The sequence below is a fragment of the Thiomicrorhabdus sp. genome, assembly GCF_041583835.1.
Taxonomy (GTDB): Bacteria; Pseudomonadota; Gammaproteobacteria; order Thiomicrospirales; family Thiomicrospiraceae; genus Thiomicrorhabdus.
The window spans coordinates 12,435-37,492 of record NZ_JBFHFC010000009.1 but is presented as its reverse complement, the minus strand read 5'-3'; the positions used below and the strand labels follow the sequence as shown (position 1 = coordinate 37,492).

Annotated in this window: 29 protein-coding genes; 9 read left to right on the top strand and 20 right to left on the bottom strand. The window is 46.3% G+C overall.

Annotated elements, in window-relative coordinates; all coding sequences use genetic code 11:
• Positions 1–15 precede the first annotated feature (15 nt).
• Entirely contained in the window at positions 16–252 is a 237-nt protein-coding gene (gene rpsP / locus ABY044_RS06600) for a 30S ribosomal protein S16 (protein WP_373019426.1), read from the bottom strand.
• Between the two features lie 217 nt (positions 253–469).
• Positions 470–1,855 carry a signal recognition particle protein gene (gene ffh, locus ABY044_RS06595; RefSeq protein WP_373019424.1) on the bottom strand — a complete coding sequence of 462 codons (1,386 nt, stop codon included), beginning with the start codon at positions 1,853–1,855 and terminating at the stop codon, positions 470–472.
• Positions 1,856–2,071: 216 nt separating this feature from the next.
• Here ffh and ABY044_RS06590 point away from each other — a divergent pair, with 216 nt between their 5' ends.
• From ABY044_RS06590 to ABY044_RS06580, 3 genes are all read left to right on the top strand, one after another.
• The gene (locus ABY044_RS06590; protein ID WP_373019422.1) at positions 2,072–2,863 is read left to right on the top strand and encodes an inner membrane protein YpjD; all 792 of its coding nucleotides are present in this window, start codon (positions 2,072–2,074) and stop codon (positions 2,861–2,863) included.
• Positions 2,864–3,040: 177 nt separating this feature from the next.
• Positions 3,041–4,270, top strand: a complete 1,230-nt coding sequence (locus ABY044_RS06585) for an HlyC/CorC family transporter (protein ID WP_373019420.1) — start codon at positions 3,041–3,043, stop codon at positions 4,268–4,270.
• Positions 4,271–4,282: 12 nt separating this feature from the next.
• Positions 4,283–5,095 carry an inositol monophosphatase gene (locus ABY044_RS06580; RefSeq protein WP_373019418.1) on the top strand — a complete coding sequence of 271 codons (813 nt, stop codon included), beginning with the start codon at positions 4,283–4,285 and terminating at the stop codon, positions 5,093–5,095.
• 105 nt (positions 5,096–5,200) lie between these two features.
• On the opposite strand, the gene ABY044_RS06575 is transcribed toward ABY044_RS06580, so the two are convergent.
• The 18 genes from ABY044_RS06575 to ABY044_RS06490 form a co-directional block, all read right to left on the bottom strand.
• Positions 5,201–6,502 carry an OmpP1/FadL family transporter gene (locus ABY044_RS06575; protein ID WP_373019416.1) on the bottom strand — a complete coding sequence of 434 codons (1,302 nt, stop codon included), beginning with the start codon at positions 6,500–6,502 and terminating at the stop codon, positions 5,201–5,203.
• A 182-nt stretch (positions 6,503–6,684) separates the two neighbouring features.
• On the bottom strand, positions 6,685–8,049 hold the full coding sequence (gene radA / locus ABY044_RS06570; protein WP_373019414.1) for a DNA repair protein RadA: 1,365 nt from the start codon (positions 8,047–8,049) through the stop codon (positions 6,685–6,687).
• Positions 8,050–8,142: 93 nt separating this feature from the next.
• Positions 8,143–8,799, bottom strand: coding sequence for a cytochrome c1 (locus ABY044_RS06565; protein WP_373019412.1), 657 nt, complete (start codon positions 8,797–8,799; stop codon positions 8,143–8,145).
• Positions 8,799–10,049: a cytochrome bc complex cytochrome b subunit gene (locus tag ABY044_RS06560; protein ID WP_373019410.1), complete on the bottom strand. Its 1,251-nt coding sequence runs from the start codon at positions 10,047–10,049 to the stop codon at positions 8,799–8,801. The genes ABY044_RS06565 and ABY044_RS06560 overlap by 1 nt, the downstream gene beginning before the upstream one ends.
• On the bottom strand, positions 10,049–10,666 hold the full coding sequence (gene petA, locus ABY044_RS06555; protein WP_373019408.1) for a ubiquinol-cytochrome c reductase iron-sulfur subunit: 618 nt from the start codon (positions 10,664–10,666) through the stop codon (positions 10,049–10,051). Before petA ends, ABY044_RS06560 begins: the two co-directional genes overlap by 1 nt.
• A 133-nt stretch (positions 10,667–10,799) precedes the next feature.
• A complete protein-coding gene (locus tag ABY044_RS06550) occupies positions 10,800–11,540 on the bottom strand; it encodes a Nif3-like dinuclear metal center hexameric protein (protein ID WP_373019406.1) in 741 nt (246 codons plus the stop codon).
• Positions 11,541–11,647: 107 nt separating this feature from the next.
• Positions 11,648–12,949, bottom strand: a complete 1,302-nt coding sequence (gene hisD / locus ABY044_RS06545; RefSeq protein ID WP_373019404.1) for a histidinol dehydrogenase — start codon at positions 12,947–12,949, stop codon at positions 11,648–11,650.
• A complete protein-coding gene (gene hisG, locus ABY044_RS06540; protein ID WP_373019402.1) occupies positions 12,942–13,583 on the bottom strand; it encodes an ATP phosphoribosyltransferase in 642 nt (213 codons plus the stop codon). Before hisG ends, hisD begins: the two co-directional genes overlap by 8 nt.
• Before the next feature lie 63 nt (positions 13,584–13,646).
• A complete protein-coding gene (gene murA / locus ABY044_RS06535) occupies positions 13,647–14,906 on the bottom strand; it encodes a UDP-N-acetylglucosamine 1-carboxyvinyltransferase (RefSeq protein ID WP_373019400.1) in 1,260 nt (419 codons plus the stop codon).
• A 34-nt stretch (positions 14,907–14,940) separates the two neighbouring features.
• A complete protein-coding gene (locus ABY044_RS06530; RefSeq protein WP_373019398.1) occupies positions 14,941–15,159 on the bottom strand; it encodes a BolA family protein in 219 nt (72 codons plus the stop codon).
• A 17-nt stretch (positions 15,160–15,176) separates the two neighbouring features.
• Positions 15,177–15,947: an ABC transporter permease gene (locus tag ABY044_RS06525; protein WP_373019396.1), complete on the bottom strand. Its 771-nt coding sequence runs from the start codon at positions 15,945–15,947 to the stop codon at positions 15,177–15,179.
• Positions 15,944–16,861, bottom strand: coding sequence for an ABC transporter ATP-binding protein (locus tag ABY044_RS06520; protein WP_373019394.1), 918 nt, complete (start codon positions 16,859–16,861; stop codon positions 15,944–15,946). The genes ABY044_RS06525 and ABY044_RS06520 overlap by 4 nt, the downstream gene beginning before the upstream one ends.
• Before the next feature lie 121 nt (positions 16,862–16,982).
• Positions 16,983–17,276 (bottom strand): lipid asymmetry maintenance protein MlaB, encoded by a 294-nt coding sequence (locus ABY044_RS06515; RefSeq protein WP_373019392.1) that lies wholly within the window; start codon positions 17,274–17,276, stop codon positions 16,983–16,985.
• Positions 17,269–17,940, bottom strand: a complete 672-nt coding sequence (locus ABY044_RS06510; RefSeq protein ID WP_373019390.1) for a phospholipid-binding protein MlaC — start codon at positions 17,938–17,940, stop codon at positions 17,269–17,271. Before ABY044_RS06510 ends, ABY044_RS06515 begins: the two co-directional genes overlap by 8 nt.
• Positions 17,941–17,942: 2 nt before the next feature.
• Entirely contained in the window at positions 17,943–18,407 is a 465-nt protein-coding gene (gene mlaD, locus ABY044_RS06505; protein ID WP_373019388.1) for an outer membrane lipid asymmetry maintenance protein MlaD, read from the bottom strand.
• Between the two features lie 30 nt (positions 18,408–18,437).
• Positions 18,438–19,232: a lipid asymmetry maintenance ABC transporter permease subunit MlaE gene (mlaE, locus tag ABY044_RS06500; protein WP_373019386.1), complete on the bottom strand. Its 795-nt coding sequence runs from the start codon at positions 19,230–19,232 to the stop codon at positions 18,438–18,440.
• Entirely contained in the window at positions 19,232–20,041 is an 810-nt protein-coding gene (locus ABY044_RS06495; protein ID WP_373019384.1) for an ABC transporter ATP-binding protein, read from the bottom strand. Before ABY044_RS06495 ends, mlaE begins: the two co-directional genes overlap by 1 nt.
• 137 nt (positions 20,042–20,178) lie before the next feature.
• Positions 20,179–20,781 carry a hypothetical protein gene (locus tag ABY044_RS06490; protein WP_373019382.1) on the bottom strand — a complete coding sequence of 201 codons (603 nt, stop codon included), beginning with the start codon at positions 20,779–20,781 and terminating at the stop codon, positions 20,179–20,181.
• Between the two features lie 170 nt (positions 20,782–20,951).
• Between ABY044_RS06490 and ABY044_RS06485 the strand changes: the two genes are divergently transcribed.
• The 6 genes from ABY044_RS06485 (at position 20,952) to hpf (ending at position 25,001) form a co-directional block, all read left to right on the top strand.
• Complete coding sequence (locus tag ABY044_RS06485; RefSeq protein ID WP_373019380.1) at positions 20,952–21,941, top strand: calcium/sodium antiporter; 990 nt, start codon at positions 20,952–20,954, stop codon at positions 21,939–21,941.
• Between the two features lie 26 nt (positions 21,942–21,967).
• Positions 21,968–22,507: a KdsC family phosphatase gene (locus ABY044_RS06480; RefSeq protein ID WP_373019378.1), complete on the top strand. Its 540-nt coding sequence runs from the start codon at positions 21,968–21,970 to the stop codon at positions 22,505–22,507.
• 59 nt (positions 22,508–22,566) lie between these two features.
• Positions 22,567–23,169 (top strand): LPS export ABC transporter periplasmic protein LptC, encoded by a 603-nt coding sequence (gene lptC, locus ABY044_RS06475; RefSeq protein ID WP_373019376.1) that lies wholly within the window; start codon positions 22,567–22,569, stop codon positions 23,167–23,169.
• A gap of 11 nt (positions 23,170–23,180) precedes the next feature.
• A complete protein-coding gene (lptA, locus tag ABY044_RS06470) occupies positions 23,181–23,714 on the top strand; it encodes a lipopolysaccharide transport periplasmic protein LptA (RefSeq protein ID WP_373019374.1) in 534 nt (177 codons plus the stop codon).
• A gap of 25 nt (positions 23,715–23,739) precedes the next feature.
• Positions 23,740–24,462 carry an LPS export ABC transporter ATP-binding protein gene (gene lptB, locus ABY044_RS06465; protein ID WP_373019372.1) on the top strand — a complete coding sequence of 241 codons (723 nt, stop codon included), beginning with the start codon at positions 23,740–23,742 and terminating at the stop codon, positions 24,460–24,462.
• Positions 24,463–24,680: 218 nt separating this feature from the next.
• Positions 24,681–25,001, top strand: coding sequence for a ribosome hibernation-promoting factor, HPF/YfiA family (gene hpf, locus ABY044_RS06460; RefSeq protein WP_373019370.1), 321 nt, complete (start codon positions 24,681–24,683; stop codon positions 24,999–25,001).
• Positions 25,002–25,058: the final 57 nt, after the last annotated feature.

The following is a 25,058-nucleotide window of genomic DNA, read 5'->3' as shown; positions in this document are numbered from 1 at the left end:
TCGATCTATTGGCAATTAAGCGCTTTTGATAACACTTTTTACACGTGGGCTAACTTGAGCACCTTGAGAAATCCAGAAATCGATACGCGCCTGATCCAAACGGACTTTTTCTTCATTGCCGCGTGCGATTGGGTTATAGAAACCAACCTGTTCAATGAAACGACCAGTCGGCGTATTGCGCTGATCAGCTACTACTACTTTGTAAAAAGGACGCTTTTTAGAACCACCACGGGCTAAACGGATAACAACCATTTTTTTCTCCAATATTTAAATCAGGCGATGAAGAGGAGTCTCTCCAACAAATTCTTCTTGTTTAAAAATCCACCCACAAACGGGCGAAAAGCGGAATTATACAGACAAAAAACTGCTTTTTCAAACAGTTATCCAAGAAATAACTAATTTTTTAGGTACATAGAAACGGTAGCAATGATTGAAACTATTGCTACCGTCTTGATTGATATTTAAGAACTTAACGCATTCCCGGTGGTAAACCACCCATGCCGCCCATTCCAGGCGGTAATTTACCCGCCATTCCGCGCATCATGTTTTTCATACCGCCTTTGGAAACTTTCTTCATCATTTTCTGCATCTGGGTAAATTGCTTCAACAATTTATTAACGTCTTGTACCGACGTTCCCGATCCCACTGCAATACGACGCTTTCTAGAACCTTTTATGACCGCAGGAAAGGCGCGCTCATGACGCGTCATCGAGTTAATGATCGCTTCAAGACGACGGAATTCACCCTCCGCCTTATCGCTGTCCAACTGTCCTTTCAACTGACCCATACCCGGCAACTTACCGATCAAACCACCGACACCGCCCATACGTTGAATCTGCTGCAACTGTTCTAAAAAGTCTTCCAAATCAAATTGGCCCGACTTCTGGATTTTCTGGGCGAACTTCTCGGCTTTCTTTTTATCGATTTTCGCTTCCGCTTCGTCGATCAAACTCAGTACGTCGCCCATCCCCAGAATTCGACCGGCCATACGATCCGGATGGAACGTTTCCAACGCATCGGTCTTTTCACCGGCACCGATAAACTTAATGGGCTTGCCGGTAATCTCACGGATCGAAAGTGCAGCCCCACCACGGGCGTCACCGTCGGTTTTAGTCAGAATGACACCGGTCAAAGGCAATGCATCATTAAATACCTTAGCGGTATTGGCCGCATCTTGCCCGGTCATCGAATCGACAACAAACAATGTTTCACACGGATTGATATTGCTATGCAGATGCTTAATTTCCTGCATCATTTCGTCATCGATATGCAAGCGACCTGCAGTATCGACAATCAACACATCGGCAAATTGTTTGCGTGCTTCTTGATGTGCGTTCTTCGCAATATCAACCGGATCCTGATCCGCAGAAGAAGGATAAAAAATAACATCCACCTGTTCTGCCAGGGTTTCCAACTGTTTGATTGCCGCCGGACGATAAACGTCCGCGGACACCACCATCACTTTTTTCTTTTCGCGCTCTTTTAGCCACTTAGCCAACTTAGCGACGGAAGTGGTTTTACCCGCCCCTTGCAGACCGGCCACCATAATCACCGCCGGCGGCTCGACATTGAAATTCAATGTCGACGCTTCGCTACCCATGATTTCGGTCAACTGCTCTCGAACGATTTTAATAAACGCCTGACCCGGATTCAGACTGGTTGAGACCTCTTGCCCGACAGCACGTTCCTGCACCTTGGTAATAAAACTTTTCACTACCGGCAAGGCAACATCCGCCTCCAACAATGCACGGCGTACGTCACGCAAAGCGTCCTTAATGTTATTTTCAGTTAAACGACCCTGGCCTTTTATGGCTTTGAAGGTTTTCGTCAAACGTTCAGATAAATTGTCAAACATGCCTGTTGATACTCCTACATAGACAGCCGCCGAAAGCGTCGCGGATTCTGACTGAATCCTCAACCGGAAAACGGTACAGTCTTCTATTCAAACTTTAATTCCGCTATTATAACGAATATTGCGTTCAATAGTTGAGCATACAATCTCCGCAAGACCACAAATGTGGATTCGGAATCGGCTCAAAACAAACCAACTCATTATTAAGGTTGCAATTACATGATTCTAAGCGGCTTCAGCGCACTGGTTGCGAGTCTACTTTATCTCTACGTCAGCTTTCTGCTTTGGCAAAAAATTCAACCACACACATTGCATCCACTTAGAAAAAAAATTCTCGGCATTGCCACTTTGGCCGTGTTGCTGCATGCCATAGCACTCAGCGCAACCCTAATTGACGGCACCCAAATTCAATTTGGATTCGGCAACGGTCTTTCATTAATTGCCTGGCTAGGCAGCTCGATTCTGCTTGTAACCAACATCAACAAACAGACTGAAACCCTCGGAATCTTTATTTTCCCATTAGCCGCTTTAACGACTTTATTACCATTCGGTTTGCATGAAATGCACCCGCTACCTTACCAACTCGGTAGCCACGTATTGATTTCGATTTCGGCTTACAGCATTATGGGACTGGCCACGGCGCAAGCCATTCTCTACAGCATACAAGAACGCCGTTTCCGTAAAAAACAACTGTCCACTCTGTTAAATGCCCTGCCACCTCTACAGACGATGGAAAAAACACTCATACAGTTGATCATCATCGGTTTTGTCTTCCTGAGTTTCGCTTTATTGAGCGGTGTCTTCTTCATTGAAGATATGTTTGCCCAGCACCTTATCCACAAAACCTTTTTCGCCATCATCGCCTGGCTGGTTTACGGTACGTTTTTAATTGGCCATTTCCAACGAGGATGGCGTGGACAAAAAGCGGCCAAATACAGTATTTGGGCCTATATCTTTCTGATCCTCAGTTATATCGGAACCGAACTGATCCTATATCAAATGACTCGATAAATCCGAGAATCCATTTAAAAATAGAGGGTTAGAATCAATTTTCTTAACTCTCTTACCCGACAAATTTGCGATTAACGCTTTTTTATGAGCGTATTAATAGTTATAATTCTCATCCAATCCATAACTAATTGAACCCCATTGAACTCCCTAGAACTTCCTATACTGTTTGGCATATTATTGCTACTCATCATTTTGTCCGCTTTGTTTTCAAGTTCTGAAACGGGCATGATGGCACTTAACAAGTACCGACTGAAACACCAAGCAAAATCCGGAAACAAATCCGCCATTAAAGCGCAAAGATTACTCAAATCTCCGGACCGCCTCTTAGGTGTGATTCTGCTGGGCAACAATTTCGTCAATATCTTCGCCTCGTCTATCGCGACCATTATCGCCATGCGCCTATTAGGTGAAGCCGGTATCGCTTTGGCAGCGGGACTGCTTACCCTGGTCATTTTGATCTTTGCAGAAGTCGCACCGAAAACCCTTGCGGCTATTTACCCTGAAAAAATTGCTTATCCGGCTGCTTATTTCCTGGAACCGTTATTAAAGCTGTTGTCTCCGATCGTTTGGTTCGTCAACTTCTTCGCTAACGGCTTCCTGAAAATGTTCCGCATTAAGCTTAAAGAAAGCGATCATCACGAATTAAGTCAAGAAGAGCTGCAAACCTTAATCGATGACGCGACCGGTCAATTGCCGGGAGAGTATCGCTCCATGTTGACGAGCATTCTCCAACTGGAAAGCGTCACCGTAGAAGACGTCATGATCCCGAAACAGGAAGTCTACGGTGTCAACATCGACCAACCGATCGAAGCTATCTTGAAAGCGATCCAAAAATCGCCTTACACTCGTATTCCCCTATACCGAGGAACTATCGATGACGACCTCATCGGCATCTTGAATTTGCGCAGAGCGCTTCCGACCTTGATGCGCAACGACGTTACCCTTAAGGACCTGGTTAAACTGACGAGACCGGCGTATTTTGTTCCGGAAACTACGTCGCTCAATATTCAGCTAGGTAAATTCAACCTTAACAAACGTAGAATGGCCCTGATCGTCGATGAGTACGGAGATATCCAAGGTCTATTAACCATGGAAGACTTGCTTGAAGAGATTGTAGGGAAGCTGTCGACCGATGCCAAGTCTAAGCAACCAGAGATGATTGCTGTAAACGAAGACGGCTCCTGGTCGTTTGACGCCGGTGAATTCGTACGAGACCTGAATAAGCAATACAACTTCACCCTACCTACGGACGGCCCTAAAACCTTAAACGGACTGATTCAGGAAGAACTTGAATCCTTGCCGGAGGTGGGCACGTGTATTCGCATCGACGACTATGTTCTGGAAGTATTGGAAACTTCTTCCAACGCCATCGAACAAGTTAAGTTGATTGATCTTTCCCGAAACTAAGCGAGCGTAACCATGCCCCACCCTTTTGAACAGACGACGACTTGGAATCAACTTAAACAAGGCATCATCGACCTGGCAAAACAGGAAGTATTATCACGCTTTGAAAAAGTCTCGGCACAGACCAAAGATGACGGCTCCTTATTAACCGAAGCCGACACACAGATGCAAATTAAAACCGCCGAATTTCTAATGCAGAACTGGCCGCAATTTGCTTTCTTAGGTGAAGAATCTTCACTGGAGGAACAGCAAGCAGCCATGGAAAGCGAGCAAGGCTGCTGGATTCTGGATCCGGTTGACGGCACCAGTAATTTCGCCTGCGGCATTCCATTCTACTCTGTTTCATTAGCGTTAATCATTCAAGGCGAACTCGTTGCCGGGATGGTTTACGATCCGAGTCGAAACGAAATGTTCGCTGCACGTAAAGGATTCGGCGCCGAACTTAACGACCAAAAACTCAAAGCCGATACGGCTAAAACCGCTTTAAAACAGTGTAGCGGTATCGTTGACTTCAAACGTCTCAAAGCACCCTTATCGACTAATTTGGCACAATTTCCGCCTTACTCCTCTCAGCGCAGTTTCGGTTCGGTTGCATTGGATTGGTGCTGGATAGCGGCCGGGCGCGGTCAGATCTACCTACATGGCGCACAAAACATTTGGGATTATGCCGCCGGTTGGTTAATTCTCGAAGAAGCCGGCGGGAAAAGCAGTACTTTGGACGGTGAAGTCGTAGTCGTTCCTAAAGTGATTAAGCGCTCCGCTCTCGCAGCGACGACGCCGGAACTGTTTGCAGAATGGCAAACCCATCTGCAGTCCGCATCAAAATAATAAACTTCAAGCCCGGGAAGTGACACCTCCCGGCTACCAAACGATTCTCAAGACTCACACATCCGCCGATAACGTTTTCATAACGCGATTGAATCAGCGATTAAATCAGTACTTCCATACGACCTGGGCACTAAAAATATCAACCGACGTATCGTATGATCCTTTAAGAACATTCGGCCCTAAAGGCGCGGAACCCGTCGAATATTCAACGTCGCCTTTGTCGCCGAACAGATGACTGTATCCCATATCCACAGACACCTGATCACTAAAACGGTAATTACCCCCCAATGACACCCAGGTACGATCACTGTCGGGCGTTCTCGGAGAACGACTGTATTTATCTGGAACCGGCGTCTTATCAAGCGCCACACCGGTTCGCACCTTCCATCGGTTGTTTAATTGATAATATCCGCCTAATGCAAAGCGCCAACTGTCTTTAAAATTCTGATTCGTTTCGGAATCCGGCGCGCCATTATCAAACTCGACCACCAATTCATCATATTCACTCCAACCCGTCCAAGTCGTACTTGCCAGTAAATGTAGGCGTTCACTGGCTTGATGATCGATTGCAAAACTCGCACTGGCCGGCAGGTTTACCGTCGCCGAAGCTGAAGCATCATAGAATATATTCGCTAACGTCGGTGAACCGGCAAGTGGGAGCGGTACAGTTTCATTGACGTTGCTGTAATCTACGCGCCCTTTCACTTTATGCGTCAGTGCAGAACGATAAGAAAGCCCCAAGCGGGTCGTATCATTAGGCTTATAGAGCAAGCCCAAGTTATATCCATACGCCCAGTTCGTACCGGTCACCTTTGCATTGGCGTCGCTATCACCCAAAGCGGACTGATTCATTTTCTGCTCAAGTATCACGTCCAGATATTGGGCATTAAGCCCAAATCCAAGCGACAAATGCTCATTCACTTTTCTTGCAATGCTTGGATTGATATTGATGGTCTTCAAATCCGTTTCGGTCGCATGGTAACGCCCGACCCAATCCGAATCATAAGAGACGTGCTGGCCAAACGGCACATTAATCCCCAGCCCGACCTGATAATCTCCAACAGTATCGCTCCAGTACAAGTTCGGAACCAAACCAACGGTCGCCCCGTTATCGCCGTTACCGGAAATCAAGTTACCCTCTACAAAAGCATAAGAACCGTTATTTGAAAACACGGTTTTAGGCATAATCACATGTGTACCCGCAATGAATTGACGGCCCTTAATCTCTGTCAAACCGGCAGGGTTAAACCACATAACACTGGCATCTTCGACATTTGCAGCCGCACCGGCATAAGACAAACCTTGTCCGCTTGCGCTCTGCTCAATCAAAGCAAACCCTGACCCCAAAGCGAACCCGGGCGTTAAAACAGTCAGTGCTATCGCAGACGACAATTTGAAATGCTTCATATATGCTCCAAAAGAAAAATCGAATTTAAGTAATTCTATCACCCAAAAAAAATTAGATGATTGATTCTCCCATAGGGCCAATAAAAGTAGTCAATAGCCTAACATAAAGAAATGGTCTGCCACAGAAAGCCAGGTTAAATAACCAATCAACTTAAACCAGCAAACCTTTTAGAGAAGATGACTTATAAGATATCCAAGGCGCCCTGCAAACTTTTAACTCCGCAGATTTCCATTCCCGGGATCCCGTTTTTAGGCACATTTCCAATCGGCACGATCGCACGTTTAAAACCGTGCTTAGCGGCTTCGATAATACGCTCTTGTCCGCTTGGAACCGGCCGAATCTCCCCCGCCAATCCGACTTCGCCGAATATAATTAAATCCTGGGCCAACGCCCGATTCTGCATACTCGAAAGAATGGCGCACAATAACGCCAGGTCCGCACAGGTCTCACTGACTTTAACGCCGCCGACCACATTCACGTAAACGTCTTGATCGCCCGCCTGAATACCACCATGACGATGCATCACCGCTAACAACATGGCAATACGATTCTGATCCACTCCCACGGTCACTCTGCGCGGCGAACCGTATGGCGACTCATCCACTAAAGCCTGTATTTCAACCAACAACGGTCGGGACCCTTCCCATACGACCATTACCACCGAACCGGGAGCCGGTTCCTCTCCACGGGATAGAAAAATGGCGGAAGGATTTTTGACCTGCTTCATGCCCTTGTCCGTCATCGCGAACACGCCTAACTCATTTACGGCACCAAAACGGTTTTTAATCGCCCGCAACGTTCTAAAGCGGCTATCCGACTGCCCCTCTAAAAAGACGACGGTATCGACAATATGTTCCAATACGCGCGGACCGGCGACTTCACCTGACTTGGTGACATGGCCGACTAGAAAGATGGCGACATTATTCTGTTTTGCGTAACGCGTCAGAAAGGCCGCCGTTTCCCTTACCTGAGAAACTCCGCCTGCAGCACTGCCGATTTCGGCCAGCTGCATGGTCTGAATCGAATCGACCACCATTACCTTAGGCTGTTCCTCATGCGCCGAATGCGCGATGGACTCGACATCGGTTTCAGTCAGTAAACGTAAGTTTTCATCCGGCAACTGCATACGTTTAGCACGCATCGCGACCTGTTGTAACGACTCCTCACCGGTCACATAAAGGACTTTATGCTCTAAGCTGAGAGCACACATGACCTGCAGCAGGATCGAGGACTTACCGACACCTGGATCGCCACCAATAAGCACGACAGAACCCGGAACGATACCGCCGCCCAAAACCCGATCCAGCTCGGACATACCGGATGCAATTCTCGGAACTTCCGCCAAATTAACTTCATGAACGGCTTTGACCTGATTCTCTGTCGTACCCGCATAGCCTGAAACGGCTTTGGCAACCTTACTTTTAGCGCTACTTAACTTGATTTCTTTTAGCGTATTCCAAGCCTTACAGGCCATACACTGCCCCTGCCATTGACTATGTTCAGCACCGCAATCGGTACATACATACGCATTCTTTGGTTTCGCCATTTACATCCTTCCTCAAACTTCCTTTTAAGCATTTTACTCTGCTCTAAACGAAAAAACCCGCTTAAAGCGGGTTTATCGGACTAGTGAACAAGCTTAATGCTTAATATCTCTCCAGTACTCTTTTTTCAGTATGTAAGTCAATAGTAACAACACCAACAAGAATGCAATTACTTTCCAACCCAAGTCGGTGCGTTGCAACTTAGCCGGCTCACCGACGTATTCCATAAAGTTGGCGATATCACGAGCAGCCTGCGCATAATCTTCTGAGGATGCATGACGCTGAATACCTTCCAGAACGTTAGGCATTGAGGTGCCTGCTAAAGCATGGTTATCCCACTTGCCCTGCTCGTCCTGGTAATAACCGCGAAGGAACGTATAAATGTAATCCGTACCGCGCAAACGTGCCATTAAAGACAGATCAGGCGGTTCTACGCCCAAGACTTCCATAGCAACGCCCGGCAACATGCGAGTTTCAACATTATCCACCACATTATTCAGGTTGTAGGCCATCTTATCGATGATCTCATCGTTACTCCAGCCCACATCTCTGGCAATACGGTTATAACGCATATACTTCAATGAGTGGCAAGCCATGCAATAGTTTGAAAACAAGATCGCACCGCGCTTTAAGGAGTCCTGATCGCGAAGATTGTTCTCGGCAGGTTCCAATTCAATTGAAGGACCTCCGGCTGCATGAGCAACTACCGGAAGTGCCAAGAATAAACTAAAAATCCATACAAGTTTTTTCATTATTGAACCCTCTCCGGTACTGGCTTGGTCTTCTCATTCACCGAGGTAAACGGCAGCAGGAAGAAGAAAGCAAAATACAACGCAGTGAAAATCTGAGCCGCCTTCGTTAATTCAGGTGTTGCCGGCTGAGTTCCCAAGTAACCCAGAACAACAAAACTCACGACGAAGATAGTCAATAACACCTTGTAAGAAGTACCACGGTAACGGATCGATTTAACCTTACAACGATCCAGCCACGGCATTGCAAACAACACGGCGATCGCACCACCCATTGCAACAACCCCCAGGAACTTATCCGGTACGGCACGCAAGATCGCATAGAAAGGCGTGAAATACCAAACCGGAGCGATATGTGCCGGTGTCTTCAATGGATCTGCCGGTTCAAAGTTAGGCGGTTCAATGAAGTATCCGCCACCTTCAGGCCAGTAGAACACCACAAAAGCAAACAGCACCATGAAGAAAACCGCACCCATAGAATCTTTTACCGAGTAATAAGGGTGGAACGGAATTCCGTCGATCGGCAGACCGGCTTCATTCTTATACTTCTTGATTTCAACACCGTCCGGGTTATTGGAACCGACTTTATGCAACGCTACGATATGCATAAACACCAGAATCAATAAGACCAAAGGCAAAGCAATAACATGCAAAGCAAAGAATCGGTTCAAGGTCGCATCGGAAATTACGAAATCACCACGAACCCATAAAGCTAAATCAGGCCCGACAACCGGAATGGCGCCAAACAAGGAGATAATAACCTGAGCTCCCCAGTAAGACATTTGACCCCAAGGTAACAGATACCCCATGAAAGCCTCAGCCATCAACACCAGGAACAGGAACATACCCAACAGCCAGACTAACTCTCGAGGTTCTTTATAAGAACCGTAAAGCAGCCCGCGCAACATATGCAGATAAATCACGATAAAGAATGCGGACGCGCCTGTAGAGTGCATATAACGAATCAGCCACCCCCACTCGACATCACGCATGATGTATTCGATCGAATTAAACGCTTCGGCCGCGCTCGGCTTGTAACTCATCGTTAACCAGATACCGGTAATAAACTGGTTTACCAATACCAATAACGCTAGAGAACCGAAAAAATACCAAAAGTTAAAATTCTTAGGCGCGTAATACTCACCTACATGCTCGTTCCAGGTGCTCACGATCGGATAACGACGATCCAACCAACCTAACAAAGAACCTTTCTTTTGTTCTGGAGCCTGATCTGCGGAATGTTTATTCGACATTAGGCAACTCCTTCTTTTTGTGGGTCTTCACCGATTCGAATCAGATGCTCTGATAAATAATGATGCGGCGGGATTTCTAAATTTGTCGGAGCCGGAACAGACTGAAATACTCGTCCGGCCAAATCAAAACGTGAACCGTGACATGGACAGAAGAATCCGCCTTGCCAATCCGCACCGACATCAGGAGAACCGATTGCAGGACGGTACAAAGGCGCGCACCCTAAATGGGTACAGATACCCACGACAACTAAATATTCAGAATTGATGGCACGTGACGGGTTCTGACAATAAGTCGGTTGAATGGATTCCTGAGACGCAGGATCACGCAATTGTGCGTCCAGTCCTGGAAGGCGTCCCAACATATCTGCCGTACGTCTAACAACCCATACTGGTTTTCCACGCCATGAAACCGTAAGCATTTGACCCGGCTGAAGCTGGCTGACATCTACGTCCACCGGCGCACCTGCCGCTTTTGCTTTTTCACTTGGCTGCCAAGAGCTGACAAACGGAACGGCCAGAAAAGTGGCTCCCGCAGCACCTACAACACCTGTCGCCCCTGTTAGGATTTTCCGGCGCTGAATATCAACACCTTTACTCTTATGTTCTTTCGTCGACATATTTGTCTTCCTATTATTCACAAGCAAATACCCCTTATTTTACCTAAAGGAGAGCAAAACTTGAATCATTATCTATTTATATAACACCAAATAAATTTTATCTATGACCGATTTCATAATTTTATAAGGACTTTTACACAGGGTTTGGTATATCCACAAAATGGCACTTCAAACCGAATTTTTCAGCCAAATGCTCACCAAGCATTTTAATTCCAAGACGTTCGGTTGCATGGTGACCCGCCGCAAAATAATGAATCCCACCCTCTTGGGCTAAATGGGTTGTCTGCTCGGAAACTTCCCCACTGATATAAACATCCGCGCCCCACGCCAACGCTTGATCTATGTAGTTTTGTGCACCGCCGCTGCACCAAGCGACCGTTTCCACCTCCTCCGGACCTCCGGGAAGATGCAACACCGCTCTTTGCAACGAATCAGACACCGTACTTGCAAACATTTCAACCGGAACAGCCTCGGGAAGCCGCCCCAAGCGGACTAAGCTCGGTTCAGGCGTAATATCCTGCAACTGCCAAAGCTTCCCCAAAATGGCATTATTACCAAGCTGGGGATGCCCATCCAGCGGTAAGTGATACCCCAAAAGATTAATATCGTTTAGCAGAAGAGATTTAATTCTTTTCTGCTTAAAGCCGACTATCTCAACCGGTTCGCTTTTCCAGAAATAGCCGTGATGAACCAGAATAGCATCCGCACCCAGACGAATCGCTTCGTCTATTAAAGACTGACAAGCAGTAACACCCGTGACAATCGTATTTATTTCCGACTTACCTTCAACCTGCAAACCGTTCGGGGCATAATCTTTGTAGTCTGCAATTCGTAAATAATCCCGTAGATAATCGACCAAATCATTTCGTAGCATCTTTACGTCCTCACGGTTATTTCGAAAATTTAAACGACGTTCAGTTTCTTTAACCCAAAAAAAACCACCAAACTTGGTGGTTTTTTTTATTTTAGATAAGAACGGATTCAGTTTTTCACTCGGTAACGAGCAGAGGCTGCGTGTGCCTGCAAACCTTCGCCGTCAGCTAATACACCAGCAACTTTACCTAAAACATTCGCACCCTCTTCCGAACACATGATCAGACTTGAACGTTTCTGGAAATCGTAAACACCAAGAGGCGAAGAGAAACGAGCCGTACGCGAAGTAGGTAAAACGTGGTTTGGCCCCGCACAGTAATCACCTAGAGCTTCTGCTGTATAACGGCCCATGAAAATCGCACCGGCGTGACGGATTTTAGGCAACAATGCCTGTGGATCCTCAACCGACAACTCCAAGTGTTCAGGAGCGATAACATTGATCATTTCCAACGCTTGAGATTCATCGTCAACGACAATAATCGCACCACGGTCATCCAACGCCTTACGGATAATTTCCTGACGCGGCATGGTTGGCAATAAACGGTTCATGCTTTCATAAACTTTTTCGGCAAATTCGGCATCTTGAGTCACTAGAATTGATTGTGCATCTTCATCGTGCTCTGCTTGCGAGAATAGGTCAACCGCAATCCAATCCGGATCGGTTTTACCATCACAATAAACTAAAATTTCAGACGGACCGGCAATCATGTCGATACCGACCGTACCAAACACCATACGTTTAGCTGTAGCGACAAAGATATTACCGGGACCGACGATTTTATCGACAGCCGGTACGGTTTCCGTTCCGTAAGCCAACGCGGCTACGGCCTGAGCTCCGCCCAAGGTGAAAACTCGGTCAACACCGCAAATCGCGGCAGCGGCCAATACCATATCGTTCACTTCACCGTCCGGCGTCGGAACGACCATGATCAAAGTCTCGACACCCGCTACTTTAGCCGGAATCGCATTCATGATAACCGATGATGGATAGGCTGCTTTCCCGCCCGGAACATATAATCCGACGCTATCCAAAGGCGTTACTTGCTGCCCCAACATTGTGCCGTCAGCTTCGGTATAACTCCAAGATTCGGTAACTTGATTTTCGTGATACGCTTTTACACGCTCGGCAGATAATTCCAATGCTTCACGCTGATCGGCAGGAATGGTTTCCAACGCTTTTTTGATTCGTTCCATCGGAATTTCCAATTCCGCACCGCTTTTCAATGCCAAACGGTCAAAACGTTCGGTGTATTCCAAAAGCGCCGCATCACCTTCCGTGCGAACTTTGTTTACGACCTCTTTAACAATATCGTTAACCGAGTCATTAGAAACGGTTTCCCATGCTAAAAGGGTATCTAATTCTTCTCTAAAGCCTGCTGCGTTAGCAGATAAACGACGAATATTAAGCATTTTGACTCTCTATCACTGTTTGGAATTGTTTAACAATTTCATTAATCTGGTTGAATTTGGTTTTATAGGCATGCTGATTCACAATCAAGCGCGAACTGATATCCGCAATATGCTCCATTGGAACCAATCCATTCGCTCGAAGCGTATTTCCGGTGTCCACCAAATCCACAATACGGTCAGCCAAATCAATCAGTGGTGCGATTTCCATCGATCCATACAATTTGATCAGGTCAACCTGCTCACCTTTCTCTGCGTAATAAGCCTGCGCAGATTTCAAATATTTGGTTGCGATCTTCAAGCGATGTCCATGAGGCTTTTCAACTTCGGGACCTGCTACCATCAACTTACACTTAGCAATTTGCAAATCCAATAATTCATATAAATTATCGGCCGGTGCCTCCATCAAGACATCCTTACCGGCAACACCGATATCCGCCGCACCATGTGCAACGTAAGTCGGCGCATCGGTCGCACGTACGATCAATAAACGAACATTATCGTGATTCGTCGGGATAATCAACTTACGGCTTTTGCTCGGATCCTCCAAAGGCTCTATTCCCGCCGCTTCCAACAAAGGAACCGTGTCCTGATAGATACGCCCTTTGGAAAGCGCTATAGTCAGTGTTTGTTTCATAATCTACATCAACAACTTAAAATTAAAATTCGGTGTATTTCGCGGCGTTATTTCAGCCCCGATTTAATTGGTCAAACGGTAAATATGTGCACCTAATTTGTGGAATTTTTCTTCGATCAATTCATACCCTCGATCGATATGGTAAACCCGATTTACCACTGTCTCGCCTTCAGCCACCAAGCCCGCCAAAATAAGGCTGGCCGAAGCTCGAAGGTCGGTTGCCATAACCGGCGCACCGGTTAATTTTTCCACGCCTTTGATGTACGCCGTATTACCCTCGACACGAATGTCCGCCCCCATTCGAATCAGTTCGGATACATGCATGAAACGATTTTCAAAAATGGTTTCTTTAATGCTCGACTCACCTTCGGCCAACACATTCATCAATAAAAACTGTGCCTGCATATCCGTAGGAAACAAAGGATATGGATCCGTCACAATATTAACCGGCTTCAGTTTTCTGCCGCGCATATCCAGGGTAATACTGTCACCTTCGACTTCGATTAACGCTCCGGCCTCTTGAAACTTTTCCAAAACCGCCGTCAAGTGATCGGGATTCGCTTTTGTTACCGTCACTTTACTCTGAGTGACCGCCGCAGCCGCCAAATAGGTCCCCGCTTCGATTCGATCGGGAATCACCTCGTAATGGACACCTTTTAGACTATCAACACCCTCAACGACCAATACGTCGGTACCGATACCAGAAATTTTTGCACCCATTGCATTGAGGAATTCGGCAAGATCCACTACTTCTGGTTCGCGGGCCGCATTTCGTAAGTAAGTCGTACCTTCTGCGAGAACCGCCGCCATCAGCAAGTTTTCGGTTCCTGTTACCGTCACCGGGTGCATGGTAATATCAGCCCCTTTCAAGCGTCCCGCTTTTGCAACAATATACCCCTGTTCGACACTGATATCCGCACCCATCTTCTGCATCCCTTCAATATGAATATTGACAGGACGGGAACCGATCGCACAACCACCCGGCAGAGAAACCCTTGCCTCACCGAAGCGAGCCAATAAAGGACCCAATACCAAAATTGACGCCCTCATAGTCTTCACTAATTCGTATTCCGCCTCTTTGACGGTCACGTTAGAAGCATCGATTTCGATATTGAGACGCTCGTCGAACATGACTTCAACTCCCATCGAAGCCAGAAGCTGTATAGTCGTAGTCACATCTTTTAAATGAGGGACATTTGACAAAGAAACCGGGGTTTCTGCCAATAAGCACCCCATTAGAATTGGCAACGCCGCATTCTTGGAACCTGAAATTTCAACTTTCCCTTCCAGGTGTCCGCGACCATTTATGACTAACTTATCCATACTTATACAATAAAACTCAATTTAACTTAAAAGATTACTTCACAAGGGTTTTAATCGACAGAGCATGCAACTCGCCTGTCTCAAACTGAGTCTTAAAAATATCATTTACCATCCGGTGCCTCTGAATCGGAGACTTTCCTTCAAATTCAGAACTGGTGACAATGATTGAAAAATTACAATCGGCACCGGAGGTTTCAACTTGACTACCTGGAATAGCTGACTGAATCAGCTCTTTAATCTTATCTGGCGACATACACTTATCCAAAAAATTTATTTGCGTATTTTAACGCCTTTATTCAATAAAATCAGATTTATCGCGGATATTAAAACCAGGAAAGCCAGCGTCACCCATAAACTCAAGGAAGCCGCAACGTCAGATTGTGCAAAAAAACCGTAACGAAATCCGTCGACCATATAAAAGAACGGATTGAAATGAGAAACCGTCTGCCAAATCTCCGGCAAAGCGTGGATCGAATAAAACACACCACTTAAAAACGTCAGCGGCATAATGATAAAGTTCTGAAATGCGGCCAATTGATCGTACTTATCGGACAAAATTCCGGCCAGCATACCCAAACCACCCATCATCGCCGCACTCAAGACGGCAAACAACAGCACCCATGCCGGAGAGTCGACGGAAAGATCAAATCCAAGTATACCGATCAATAAAATACCCACACCGACAGCCAAGCCGCGGATTACCGAAGCGCCGATAAAGGCAAGGTAAAATTCCAAAGGCGAAATAGGACTCAACAACGCAAAAGTCAAATTCCCGTGCATTTTAGACTGAATCAAACTGGAAGAAGTATTGGAGAAAGCGTTCTGCAATATTGCCATCATCACCAATCCGGGAATCAAAAACTGGCTATAACTCAAACCGCTGAACACTTCAATCTGCGTGTCGATTACCTGACCGAACACCAACAGATACAGCAACGTCGAAACCACCGGAGCAAAAACCGTCTGTACGACTACTGAATAAAAACGCTTAACCTCTTTAACAAACAACGCCCAACAACCGGCAAAATTAAATTCCATCATGCCTGCGCCGCTCCTGTTAATGCCATAAACACCTCTTCCAAAGACGCATCGCGACTCCGAATATCTTTCACTGCAATGCCGCTTTGATGAATCATTCCCAACATATCCGACATGCCCAACTCTTTCTCCAACTTAAACAGGTAACCTGACGCATCGGACTCGACCAGCCGTGACTGCAACGATTCACTCAAAGGGCCGCTTCCATCTTCTACCGCAACACGAACATAACGGAATGGATGAGTAGAGAGCAATTCGCTGGTTGTGTCCAATGCCTTGACTTCGCCTCTTTGCATGATCGCCACTTTCTCGCACAAGGCTTCGGCTTCATCCAGATAGTGCGTTGTCAAAATGATCGTATGCCCCTTTTGATGCAACTCTTTGGCAAACTCCCACAAGGTATGTCTCAGATCGACATCCACCCCGGCAGTCGGCTCATCCAGCACTAAAACCTGAGGTTTGTGCACCAATGCCATCGCAATCAAAACACGTCTTTTCATCCCGCCGGACAACTCGTTAGTAATCGAGTCCACCTTATCGGACAGGGCAAGACGCTCAAGCAATTCGTCAATCCACAATTTTTGCTGTTGCCCTTTAATCCCGAAATAACCGGATTGCAACTCCAACAATTGACGAATATTGAAAAACGGATCTGAAATTAACTCTTGAGGAACCAGTCCCAATAAGCGGCGGGCTTGACGATAATCTTGAATTACATCATGCCCATGCACCTTAATTGAACCCGACGAAGGCACTAACAACCCCGACATCGCATTAATCAAAGTCGATTTGCCTGCCCCGTTCGGACCCAGAAGACCAAAAAAAGCGCCCTCTTCAATGTCGAAAGAGATTCCTTTCAGCGCCTCAAACTCGCCGTATTGTTTCGTTACTTGCTCAAACCGCACTGCAGATGACATCTTTCTTCCAACGTCCTTAAATACTACTTTTTAAATACTAAAATAATGATTGCTGTAAATTCAAACGAACGCATTACACAAAAACCGACTGCAATAGTCAAATATTGAGCCGGAAAATAGACTATATGTGCAATGCACCTTCTAGATCGTAAAGATGAATCAAGGTTTTCAATTCATCAGGAAGGGCAAAAACCTTCAAGGGAGATTCCATTTGAGACTGCCAAGCCAACAACATTGCAAGAGCAACACTGTCCGCTTGAGTCACATTACTGAAGTCGACACCTAATACCGGTTTCTTGTCGCGTACTACCTGACGAAGAATCTTCGGCGCCGTCTCCACAGTTACCACGGGCGGCAGAGACAACGTCTCGGCATCACGCCATGAAACCATTTGCTCTTGCTGCTTTTCAGCCATCTAACGAAACCCCGTTAAACTCTTTGTTCTTTTCTTTCATGTCGGCGATCACCGCATCCACACCAAGCTTTTGGAACTCGGAATCATACGTTTTACGGTAGTTCAAAAGCATACTAACCCCTTCGACGGTCACGTCGTAGATCAACCACTTTTTACTATCCTTATCCTGATAAGCTCGGTAAATCACATCGGTCTTATTGCCGTCAGCCTGCTCCACTTCCGAAGCCACGGTTACACGCCCGGGTTTTTCAACCACTTTAGGTTTAACCGTCACGCGATTGATTTGCAGTTTAAGCAAACTTTGTGAATAAGAACGCATCAACGTAGTCGTAAATTCTTCAACAAATGCATTCTTTTGCGCATCCGAAGTCGTTCTCCAATATCGCCCCATCACATAACGCGCCATTTTCGGCGTATCGACATAAGGTAAAACGTAATGCTTCGCGAACTCTTTGATTTTCGATGGATTACCTTCCAATTCGGCTCTCTGTTCATTCAATGCAGCAATCACACTTTCCGACAACTTAGAAATCATCACTTCTGGGTCATCCTGAGAAATCGCTTCCTGAGCCTGACTAAACGTTGCCACCCCAAACGCCAGCGCGATCCCAACTACCCACTGCAAAAACACGCCACGCAACGACGTTGTTTCAATACGATTCATAATCACTGCCCCTCACTAAACTTAACCAAAAACTGACCAATCAGGTCTTCCAATACTAATGCCGATTGCGTCAAATCCAGTTGATCGCCATCTTTCAAAACTTCGTCATCGGCACCGGGAACCAAACCGACATACTGATCTCCCAGCAACCCGGAAGTCAAAATCGCTCCAGACGTATCGATAGGCAAATCATCAAATTCTTTAAATACGCTCATCGACACTCTTGCCTGGAAGGTTTTCTGATCGACACTGATCCCCACGACTCGGCCGACTACGACGCCACTGATCTTAACCGGTGCTCGAACTTTCAAACCGCCGATATTATTAAACAACCCGGAAATCTGATAGCTAGGCTTCTCCTTCCAGCTACTAAAGTTACTGACCTGAAAAGCGATGACGGCTAGGGAAACTAACGTCATAAAGACAAATGCCCCTACCCATACTTCAACTGTCAATTGCCGTTTCATTCCACAATTCCTTTCTTATTTCCAATGTCCTTAACTAAACATTAAAGTAGTTAAAATAAAGTCTAAACCTAATACGCCCAGAGAAGAATGCACTACCGTACGGGTAGTGGCACTACTCACCCCCTCGGAAGTCGGTATCGCATCAAATCCTTGAAACAGGGCAATGATGGCAATCAAAACGGCAAACGCTATCGATTTGATAATCCCGTTCATGACATCTTCCTGCCAATCAACAGAACTCTGCATTTGCGACCAGAAAGAACCTTCATCTACGCCTAACCAGCCAACGCCAACCATGTAACCGCCCAAAATCCCCATTGCGATAAACAACAACGAAAGCATCGGCAATGTAATAAACGCAGCCGCAAATCTTGGGGCAAAAATAAATTTCAACGGGTCAACCGCCATCATTTCCAGAGCCGATATCTGTTCGGTCGAACGCATCAACCCGATCTCGGCGGTCAGTGCCGAACCGGCTCGACCGGCAAATAACAGTGCCGCCACAACCGGCCCCAACTCTCTCAACAAGGAAAGTGCCGTCATCGTCCCGACCGCTTCTGCGGAATTATAGTCAACCAATACATTATACCCTTGAAGGGTTAATACCATTCCAACAAACAGACCAGCAGTCAGAATGATCGGGAGAGAAAGGACCCCGGCCACATAAATTTGTTTAACCAACAATTCAAAACGAATAAAGGCGAAAGGCATCGCCGGAACCAATGAAATTACAAAAAAAGCCATTCGTCCCAAGCCGGACAACAAGGCGATAAAACGACGCCCCAACCCGGCAAGGCGAGTAAAGAAAAGATCAACCAGTTTCATTACTTAACCACCCCATTTAGCATTGCTTGCTGATAAGTCTCTTTTGAATAATGAAACGGAACCGGACCGTCAGGCAACCCTTTAATAAACTGATTAACGTAATCGGACTCACTGTTCAATATTTCGTCGCGCGTCCCCTGGGCTATAATCCGCCCTTCCGAAAGCACGCAAACGTTATCCGCAATCGATAACACCTCATGCACATCATGCGAAACGATGACGCTGGTCAGCCCCAGACTGTCATTCAACTTACGAATTAATTCTACGAGCACGCCCATCGTAATCGGATCCTGACCGACGAAAGGCTCATCGTAAAATATCATTTCCGGATCCAGTGCGATTGCGCGCGCCAAAGCGACGCGACGCGACATACCGCCGGATAATTCCGCAGGCATTAAATCACGCGCACCTTGCAGCCCCACCGCTTGAAGCTTCATCAACACTAATGGGTAAATAATCGATTCGGGCAAATCGGTATGTTCCCGCAACGGGAAAGCGACATTATCAAATACGCTCAAATCCGTCAGCAGAGCGCCACTTTGAAAAAGCATCCCCATCTTTTGGCGTAATTCATAAAGCTTGCTGCGCTTTAATCGGTGAACGTCCTGACCTTCGACCAGGATCTTTCCTGCCGCCGGCTTCAATTGCCCGGCAATCAACTTAAGCAAAGTGGTTTTACCCGTTCCACTGGGACCCATGATCGCCGTTACCTTTCCTCTCGGAATAGTCAGATCCAAACTATCAAAGATCGTTCTACTCCCTCTGGAAAAACTCAGTCCCTGAATGTCAATCAGTGTATCGGATTGCATCACCACTCCACTTAGTATGCCAATTAAACCATCCCGCCATGCCTGGGTTTACTAAACCGCAACCAGGCCTATCGATTTTTACGTATCCCATTTTAAATCAGTTTGCCCAATTACAAAGGAAATTTAACAAACGAATTTTAATATCCCAACAGCTCGCCAATAACCTTTAAATTAGTTACCTGCGCCATATCAATAGAGTCCCCACCTATAAAAAAAGGCGCGCCAAGCAAGCCCGGTGGGAAACTACCAACAAAGTCTTGCAACAGTGCCGTCTGCCATTTACCGTCTTCTTGCAAATTTTCAACATATCCAAAAGGAGCGCCCGATAAAATGCTGCCCTCCACTTCCCAGTGCCACCCCGGCAACTGTAATGACTTCGAAACCAGACTCACAGGAACACCTTCCAACGAACGCTCCGGCAACCAAGATTCGGAAAACACCACGACGCCACAAAGAAAACTGCCCAGAACCTGCTTAACCAACAACAACTGTTGAAGTTTGTGTTGATCGACAGGTTCCTTTAACTCCAGATAGAACGCAAAATCTTCTTCAACATTATCTGCATAATCTTCCAGCTCCTCATCACGCCATTCCAACCACTGTGATTGAGGCACCAACACCACATGAAAAGCATTACCGTAATAATCCAACTGCCACTCTTGCGGCATGTCATCCGGATAAAACGTTCCCTGCCAATCCGCGTGCAACCACCCAACGGCACCAACCTGCAAATTATCCACAAACTGCTCCCATCTTCGCAAAATACATATAAAAAATTCGGCCTTTTTTTTGACTGTGCATAGTTTACCACCGAGAAGCTTTAACATAGCTACACATAAAATAATTTTATCAAACGCTGTTACATTAGTTATAATTGCAGGTTAACATTTTTCTCAAAAGTACTTACGAAATGGCAATATCCTTATTAATTCCAGCATTAGCACTCATAGTCGGTCTTGCACTATTGGTATGGAGTTCTGACATTTTCATCGACGGCTCGGCCAGCACGGCAAACCACCTCTCCATCTCTCCTTTAGTTATCGGCGTTGTCGTATTAGGCTTCGGAACCTCAATGCCCGAAGTCGTTGTTGCCACATTAGCCTCGCTGGATAACAGCCCTGGATTGGCGGTCGGAAATGCTATCGGCTCAAACATCGCCAATATCGGATTAGTACTAGGGGTTACCGCCATCATCGCACCTATCGTAGTGAAGTCGAGTTTAATCCGACGCGAACTTCCCGTACTGCTCGCCATCTCGGTCGGCGCTTATTTACTACTGCTTGACGGCCACCTTGACGTCATGGACGGAATTATTCTGGTTTCCGCACTGGTGATCGTGATGATTTGGATGATCAAAGTAAATAAAGAAGTTGATCCTCAAGACCCTATCGCCAGCGAAACAACCCAAGTCGTTGACACCATGCCGGACTTTCCGCTTAAAAAAGCCATTTTAATGTTGATCGGTGGCTTGGTCATCTTAATGATCAGCGCCAAGATCATGGTTTGGGGTGCGGTTGAAATCGCCCATTTCTTTGAAGTACCAGAAGTGGTCATCGGCCTAACCATCATCGCAATCGGAACCAGCCTACCCGAACTTGCAGCCGCCATTACCGCAGCTCGTAAAAATGAAGCGGATCTGATGATCGGTAACATAGTGGGCTCGAACCTATTCAACATCCTTGCCGTTCTGGCGGTTCCCGGACTATTGGCTCCGTCGGTTTTAGAACACTCCGTCCTAACCGAAGACATCCCCGTCATGCTAGGATTTACCTTAGCCATGCTACTGCTTGCCCTGCCTTATAAAGGCCACGCCGTCATCAACGCACCTAAAGGCATTCTTCTAACCTTGGCTTTTGCCGCGTATTTGTTTACCCTTTACCTACGCTCGACAAGCGCCTAAATTAAAATCCGCCGAAAGGAAAAGCCATGTTCTCGGAAACCCTGATTGCAAAAGCCAAAAAAATCAAATTACTGATCCTGGATGTGGACGGCGTTTTGACGAACAACTTCCTCTACTACAGTGACGACGGTCAAGAGCATAAAGCCTTCTACACCCGAGACGGTCACGGCATGGTTCTGTTGCAAAAATCCAATGTGGACATCGGCATCATCACCGGAAGAAAATCACAGTTGGTGACCAATCGCATGCGCGACTTGAAAGTCAAACACGTCTACCAAGGGGTACCGGATAAACTACCGACTTTCTTAAAACTCATTGAAAAACTTGGCTTGGAATTCGATGAAATCGCCTATATCGGCGATGACATCCTAGACCTTCCGATTCTTACTCGTGTCGGTCTGTCGGTCACACCGGCGGACGGCGATCCGGAAGTCAAATCACGCGTCAATCATGTTTCCGAATTCAATGGCGGACAAGGCTGCGTCAGAGAAACCTGCGAACTGATTATGAAATCCCAAGGCAGCTGGCAACAGCACATGGATTTTTTCCTGCGAGAAACGCTGTAATCGGGTATAAAATAGACGCATCCACAAAAACTTAACCCATGAATTAACCGGATCAGGAGATGCAAATGCTTAACAGCCGCTTTATCTTATTTGCACTCATTCTATCCGCCCTAGCGTTATGGATCGCTTTCCAGCAAAACACATCGACCTCGACCGTCAGCCGCTCTTCATCACTGCAAACAACCGATTACAGTTGGCAGCTTTTTAATGCTACGACATGGCAGTTCGACAAAACCGAAAACCACAAAAACACCGTTACCCAAGCAACCAGCGTGTTTTATCAGGAATCGCTGAAAAAAAGCGAACTGTCCAACCCACGAATTGTAATCGCCGAACCGCAGCAAACCGTCACGATCAGTAGTCAACGCGGCGAAACATACAATGAATCGCAAGTGGATCTCAGTGGCAATGTCGTCATCACGCAATACGATTTACCCTACGCCAAGATTACCGACGAATCGCAAAATAAAACCTTAAAAACACAGTCCATCACTTATAATGCGAGTACCCAGCAGGTTAGCTCAGCGGACGATGTGACCATTACGCAACCGGGCGCCGTTACGACGGGAACCGGGCTCAAAGCAGACATTCAAAAGAAACATTTTCAACTCTTGTCGAATGTGAAAGGACAATACATCCCGCAAGCAAGTCAGGAACAATAAAGCGAGACAACATGATTGATTTAAAGTCATTTTCATCCTGGTTATTATTTACTATAGGTATTACAGCGGCCAGTCTGACAACGCCCATCCACGCTGCAGACAATACGCCGGACGAAGAGCAACCGATCCATATCAGTGCCGATGCGTTGGATATTCAAGATCAACAAGGCATTAGCGTCTATACCGGCGATGTCGAAGTGATTCAAGGCAGCCTGACGTTAACCGGCGACAAAATCACCATCCATCACCCGAAACGCGAAATAGAATGGATACAAGTAGACGGTAAACCGGCTAAATTCAAACGCTTCGATCAAGTCGAACAGTCTTGGATTAAAGGCAAGGCAGACTTCATCGATTATCGAGCCAACTCAAAAACCGTTCTACTCAGAGGCGACGCTCAAGTCGAACAACCCGGCAAACAAATGATTACCGGTCCGGAACTGCATTACGACATGAAAAACAAAACCCTACAAGCTAACAGTACCCAGCAAGAGAAAAAACGCATCTCCGTTACCATCATGCCTGAAAGCACACAGCCCAAGTAACCGGAAATAAACAGGAAATCGTCTCGTGTCGCACTTTTATGCCAGAAACCTCGCAAAAAGCTATAAAAAACGTACCGTAGTCACCTCCGTCGACTTAGATGTTTATAACGGTCAGGTAGTGGGCTTGTTAGGCCCGAACGGAGCCGGAAAAACCACTACGTTTTATATGATGACAGGGCTAATTGCCAATGATGGCGGAGAGATTTATCTCGGTAATGAAGAGATTAGCCAGCTACCGATTCACGAACGCGCCAAACGCGGAATCGGCTACCTGCCTCAAGAAGCTTCCGTATTTCGTAAACTCACCGTTGAAGAAAACATTCGAGCCATTTTAGAAATGCGCACCGAACTCGACTCCGATAAACGCAACCTGATTTTCGAACACCTGATTGACGATCTTCAGATCGGACACATCCTCGAACAACCCGGACAAGCTCTATCGGGCGGAGAACGCCGCCGCGTTGAAATCGCCAGAGCGTTGGCAATGGAACCGAATTTCATACTACTGGACGAACCTTTTGCAGGCGTCGATCCGATTTCGGTCAAAGACATCCAAAACATCATTCTCCACCTCAAAGACAAAGGCATCGGCGTGCTCATCACCGACCACAACGTCCGCGAAACACTTGGAGTTTGTGATTATGCCTACATCCTTCACGCGGGTACGATATTGGCCTCGGGCAAACCCGACGAAGTCCTCTCCAATGCTGACGTCAAAAAAGTTTATTTGGGCGAAGATTTCATTTAACCCAACGGTATCCCAGAAAGCCTTTTATCCTAAAAAAGACCCTCTTCCCAATAGAATTTTCAATCAATAAATATCGATTTAGACACGGTTGATGTTATACTGAAAGTGATTAAAAACTAAAGCGCCTTTATCAAGAAATTGCAAATAATGGCTGATAAATAAAGCGCTTTAAGCTTAAATTTTGGCATCGCATGACACAAGAATAAAGGAGCGATACAATGCAAATCAACATTACCGGTCATCACATGGACCTTACTGATGCAATACGTGACTACGTAACTGAAAAAGTCGGAAAATTGGAACGTCATTTCGACCACGTAACCAATGTTCACGTTATTCTAACAGTTGAAAAACAACTTCAAAAAGCAGAAGCGACTGTCCACGCATCAGGTGCAGATTTATTTGCCCAACATGACACTGAAGATATGTATGCTTCTATTGATGGTTTAGTCGACAAGTTAGATCGCCAAATCATTAAGCACAAAGAAAAAATGAGCGACCATAACCAGAAATCTGGCGGTGTAAAAAACATGGCATAAGTTGACTTTTACATCAAATCGTTTTGATTTTCTAAAACGCCCACATTATTGGGCGTT

Excerpts from the sequence above, each read along its gene's own strand:
- hisG (WP_373019402.1), bottom strand. The coding sequence starts at position 13,583 with ATGAAACAAACACTGACTATAGCGCTTTCCAAAGGGCGTATCTATCAG.
- ffh (WP_373019424.1), bottom strand. The coding sequence starts at position 1,855 with ATGTTTGACAATTTATCTGAACGTTTGACGAAAACCTTCAAAGCCATA.
- ABY044_RS06510 (WP_373019390.1), bottom strand. The coding sequence starts at position 17,940 with ATGAATCGTATTGAAACAACGTCGTTGCGTGGCGTGTTTTTGCAGTGG.
- ABY044_RS06590 (WP_373019422.1), top strand. The coding sequence starts at position 2,072 with ATGATTCTAAGCGGCTTCAGCGCACTGGTTGCGAGTCTACTTTATCTC.
- ABY044_RS06525 (WP_373019396.1), bottom strand. The coding sequence starts at position 15,947 with ATGATGGAATTTAATTTTGCCGGTTGTTGGGCGTTGTTTGTTAAAGAG.
- mlaE (WP_373019386.1), bottom strand. The coding sequence starts at position 19,232 with ATGAAACTGGTTGATCTTTTCTTTACTCGCCTTGCCGGGTTGGGGCGT.
- ABY044_RS06575 (WP_373019416.1), bottom strand. The coding sequence starts at position 6,502 with ATGAAGCATTTCAAATTGTCGTCTGCGATAGCACTGACTGTTTTAACG.
- ABY044_RS06560 (WP_373019410.1), bottom strand. The coding sequence starts at position 10,049 with ATGTCGAATAAACATTCCGCAGATCAGGCTCCAGAACAAAAGAAAGGT.
- ABY044_RS06515 (WP_373019392.1), bottom strand. The coding sequence starts at position 17,276 with ATGGCTGAAAAGCAGCAAGAGCAAATGGTTTCATGGCGTGATGCCGAG.
- lptC (WP_373019376.1), top strand. The coding sequence starts at position 22,567 with ATGCAAATGCTTAACAGCCGCTTTATCTTATTTGCACTCATTCTATCC.
- ABY044_RS06565 (WP_373019412.1), bottom strand. The coding sequence starts at position 8,799 with ATGAAAAAACTTGTATGGATTTTTAGTTTATTCTTGGCACTTCCGGTA.
- ABY044_RS06530 (WP_373019398.1), bottom strand. The coding sequence starts at position 15,159 with ATGTCGCCAGATAAGATTAAAGAGCTGATTCAGTCAGCTATTCCAGGT.
- hpf (WP_373019370.1), top strand. The coding sequence starts at position 24,681 with ATGCAAATCAACATTACCGGTCATCACATGGACCTTACTGATGCAATA.
- ABY044_RS06520 (WP_373019394.1), bottom strand. The coding sequence starts at position 16,861 with ATGTCATCTGCAGTGCGGTTTGAGCAAGTAACGAAACAATACGGCGAG.
- petA (WP_373019408.1), bottom strand. The coding sequence starts at position 10,666 with ATGTCGACGAAAGAACATAAGAGTAAAGGTGTTGATATTCAGCGCCGG.
- radA (WP_373019414.1), bottom strand. The coding sequence starts at position 8,049 with ATGGCGAAACCAAAGAATGCGTATGTATGTACCGATTGCGGTGCTGAA.
- hisD (WP_373019404.1), bottom strand. The coding sequence starts at position 12,949 with ATGCTTAATATTCGTCGTTTATCTGCTAACGCAGCAGGCTTTAGAGAA.
- murA (WP_373019400.1), bottom strand. The coding sequence starts at position 14,906 with ATGGATAAGTTAGTCATAAATGGTCGCGGACACCTGGAAGGGAAAGTT.
- ABY044_RS06580 (WP_373019418.1), top strand. The coding sequence starts at position 4,283 with ATGCCCCACCCTTTTGAACAGACGACGACTTGGAATCAACTTAAACAA.
- lptA (WP_373019374.1), top strand. The coding sequence starts at position 23,181 with ATGATTGATTTAAAGTCATTTTCATCCTGGTTATTATTTACTATAGGT.
- mlaD (WP_373019388.1), bottom strand. The coding sequence starts at position 18,407 with ATGAAACGGCAATTGACAGTTGAAGTATGGGTAGGGGCATTTGTCTTT.
- ABY044_RS06495 (WP_373019384.1), bottom strand. The coding sequence starts at position 20,041 with ATGCAATCCGATACACTGATTGACATTCAGGGACTGAGTTTTTCCAGA.
- ABY044_RS06480 (WP_373019378.1), top strand. The coding sequence starts at position 21,968 with ATGTTCTCGGAAACCCTGATTGCAAAAGCCAAAAAAATCAAATTACTG.
- ABY044_RS06550 (WP_373019406.1), bottom strand. The coding sequence starts at position 11,540 with ATGCTACGAAATGATTTGGTCGATTATCTACGGGATTATTTACGAATT.
- rpsP (WP_373019426.1), bottom strand. The coding sequence starts at position 252 with ATGGTTGTTATCCGTTTAGCCCGTGGTGGTTCTAAAAAGCGTCCTTTT.
- ABY044_RS06485 (WP_373019380.1), top strand. The coding sequence starts at position 20,952 with ATGGCAATATCCTTATTAATTCCAGCATTAGCACTCATAGTCGGTCTT.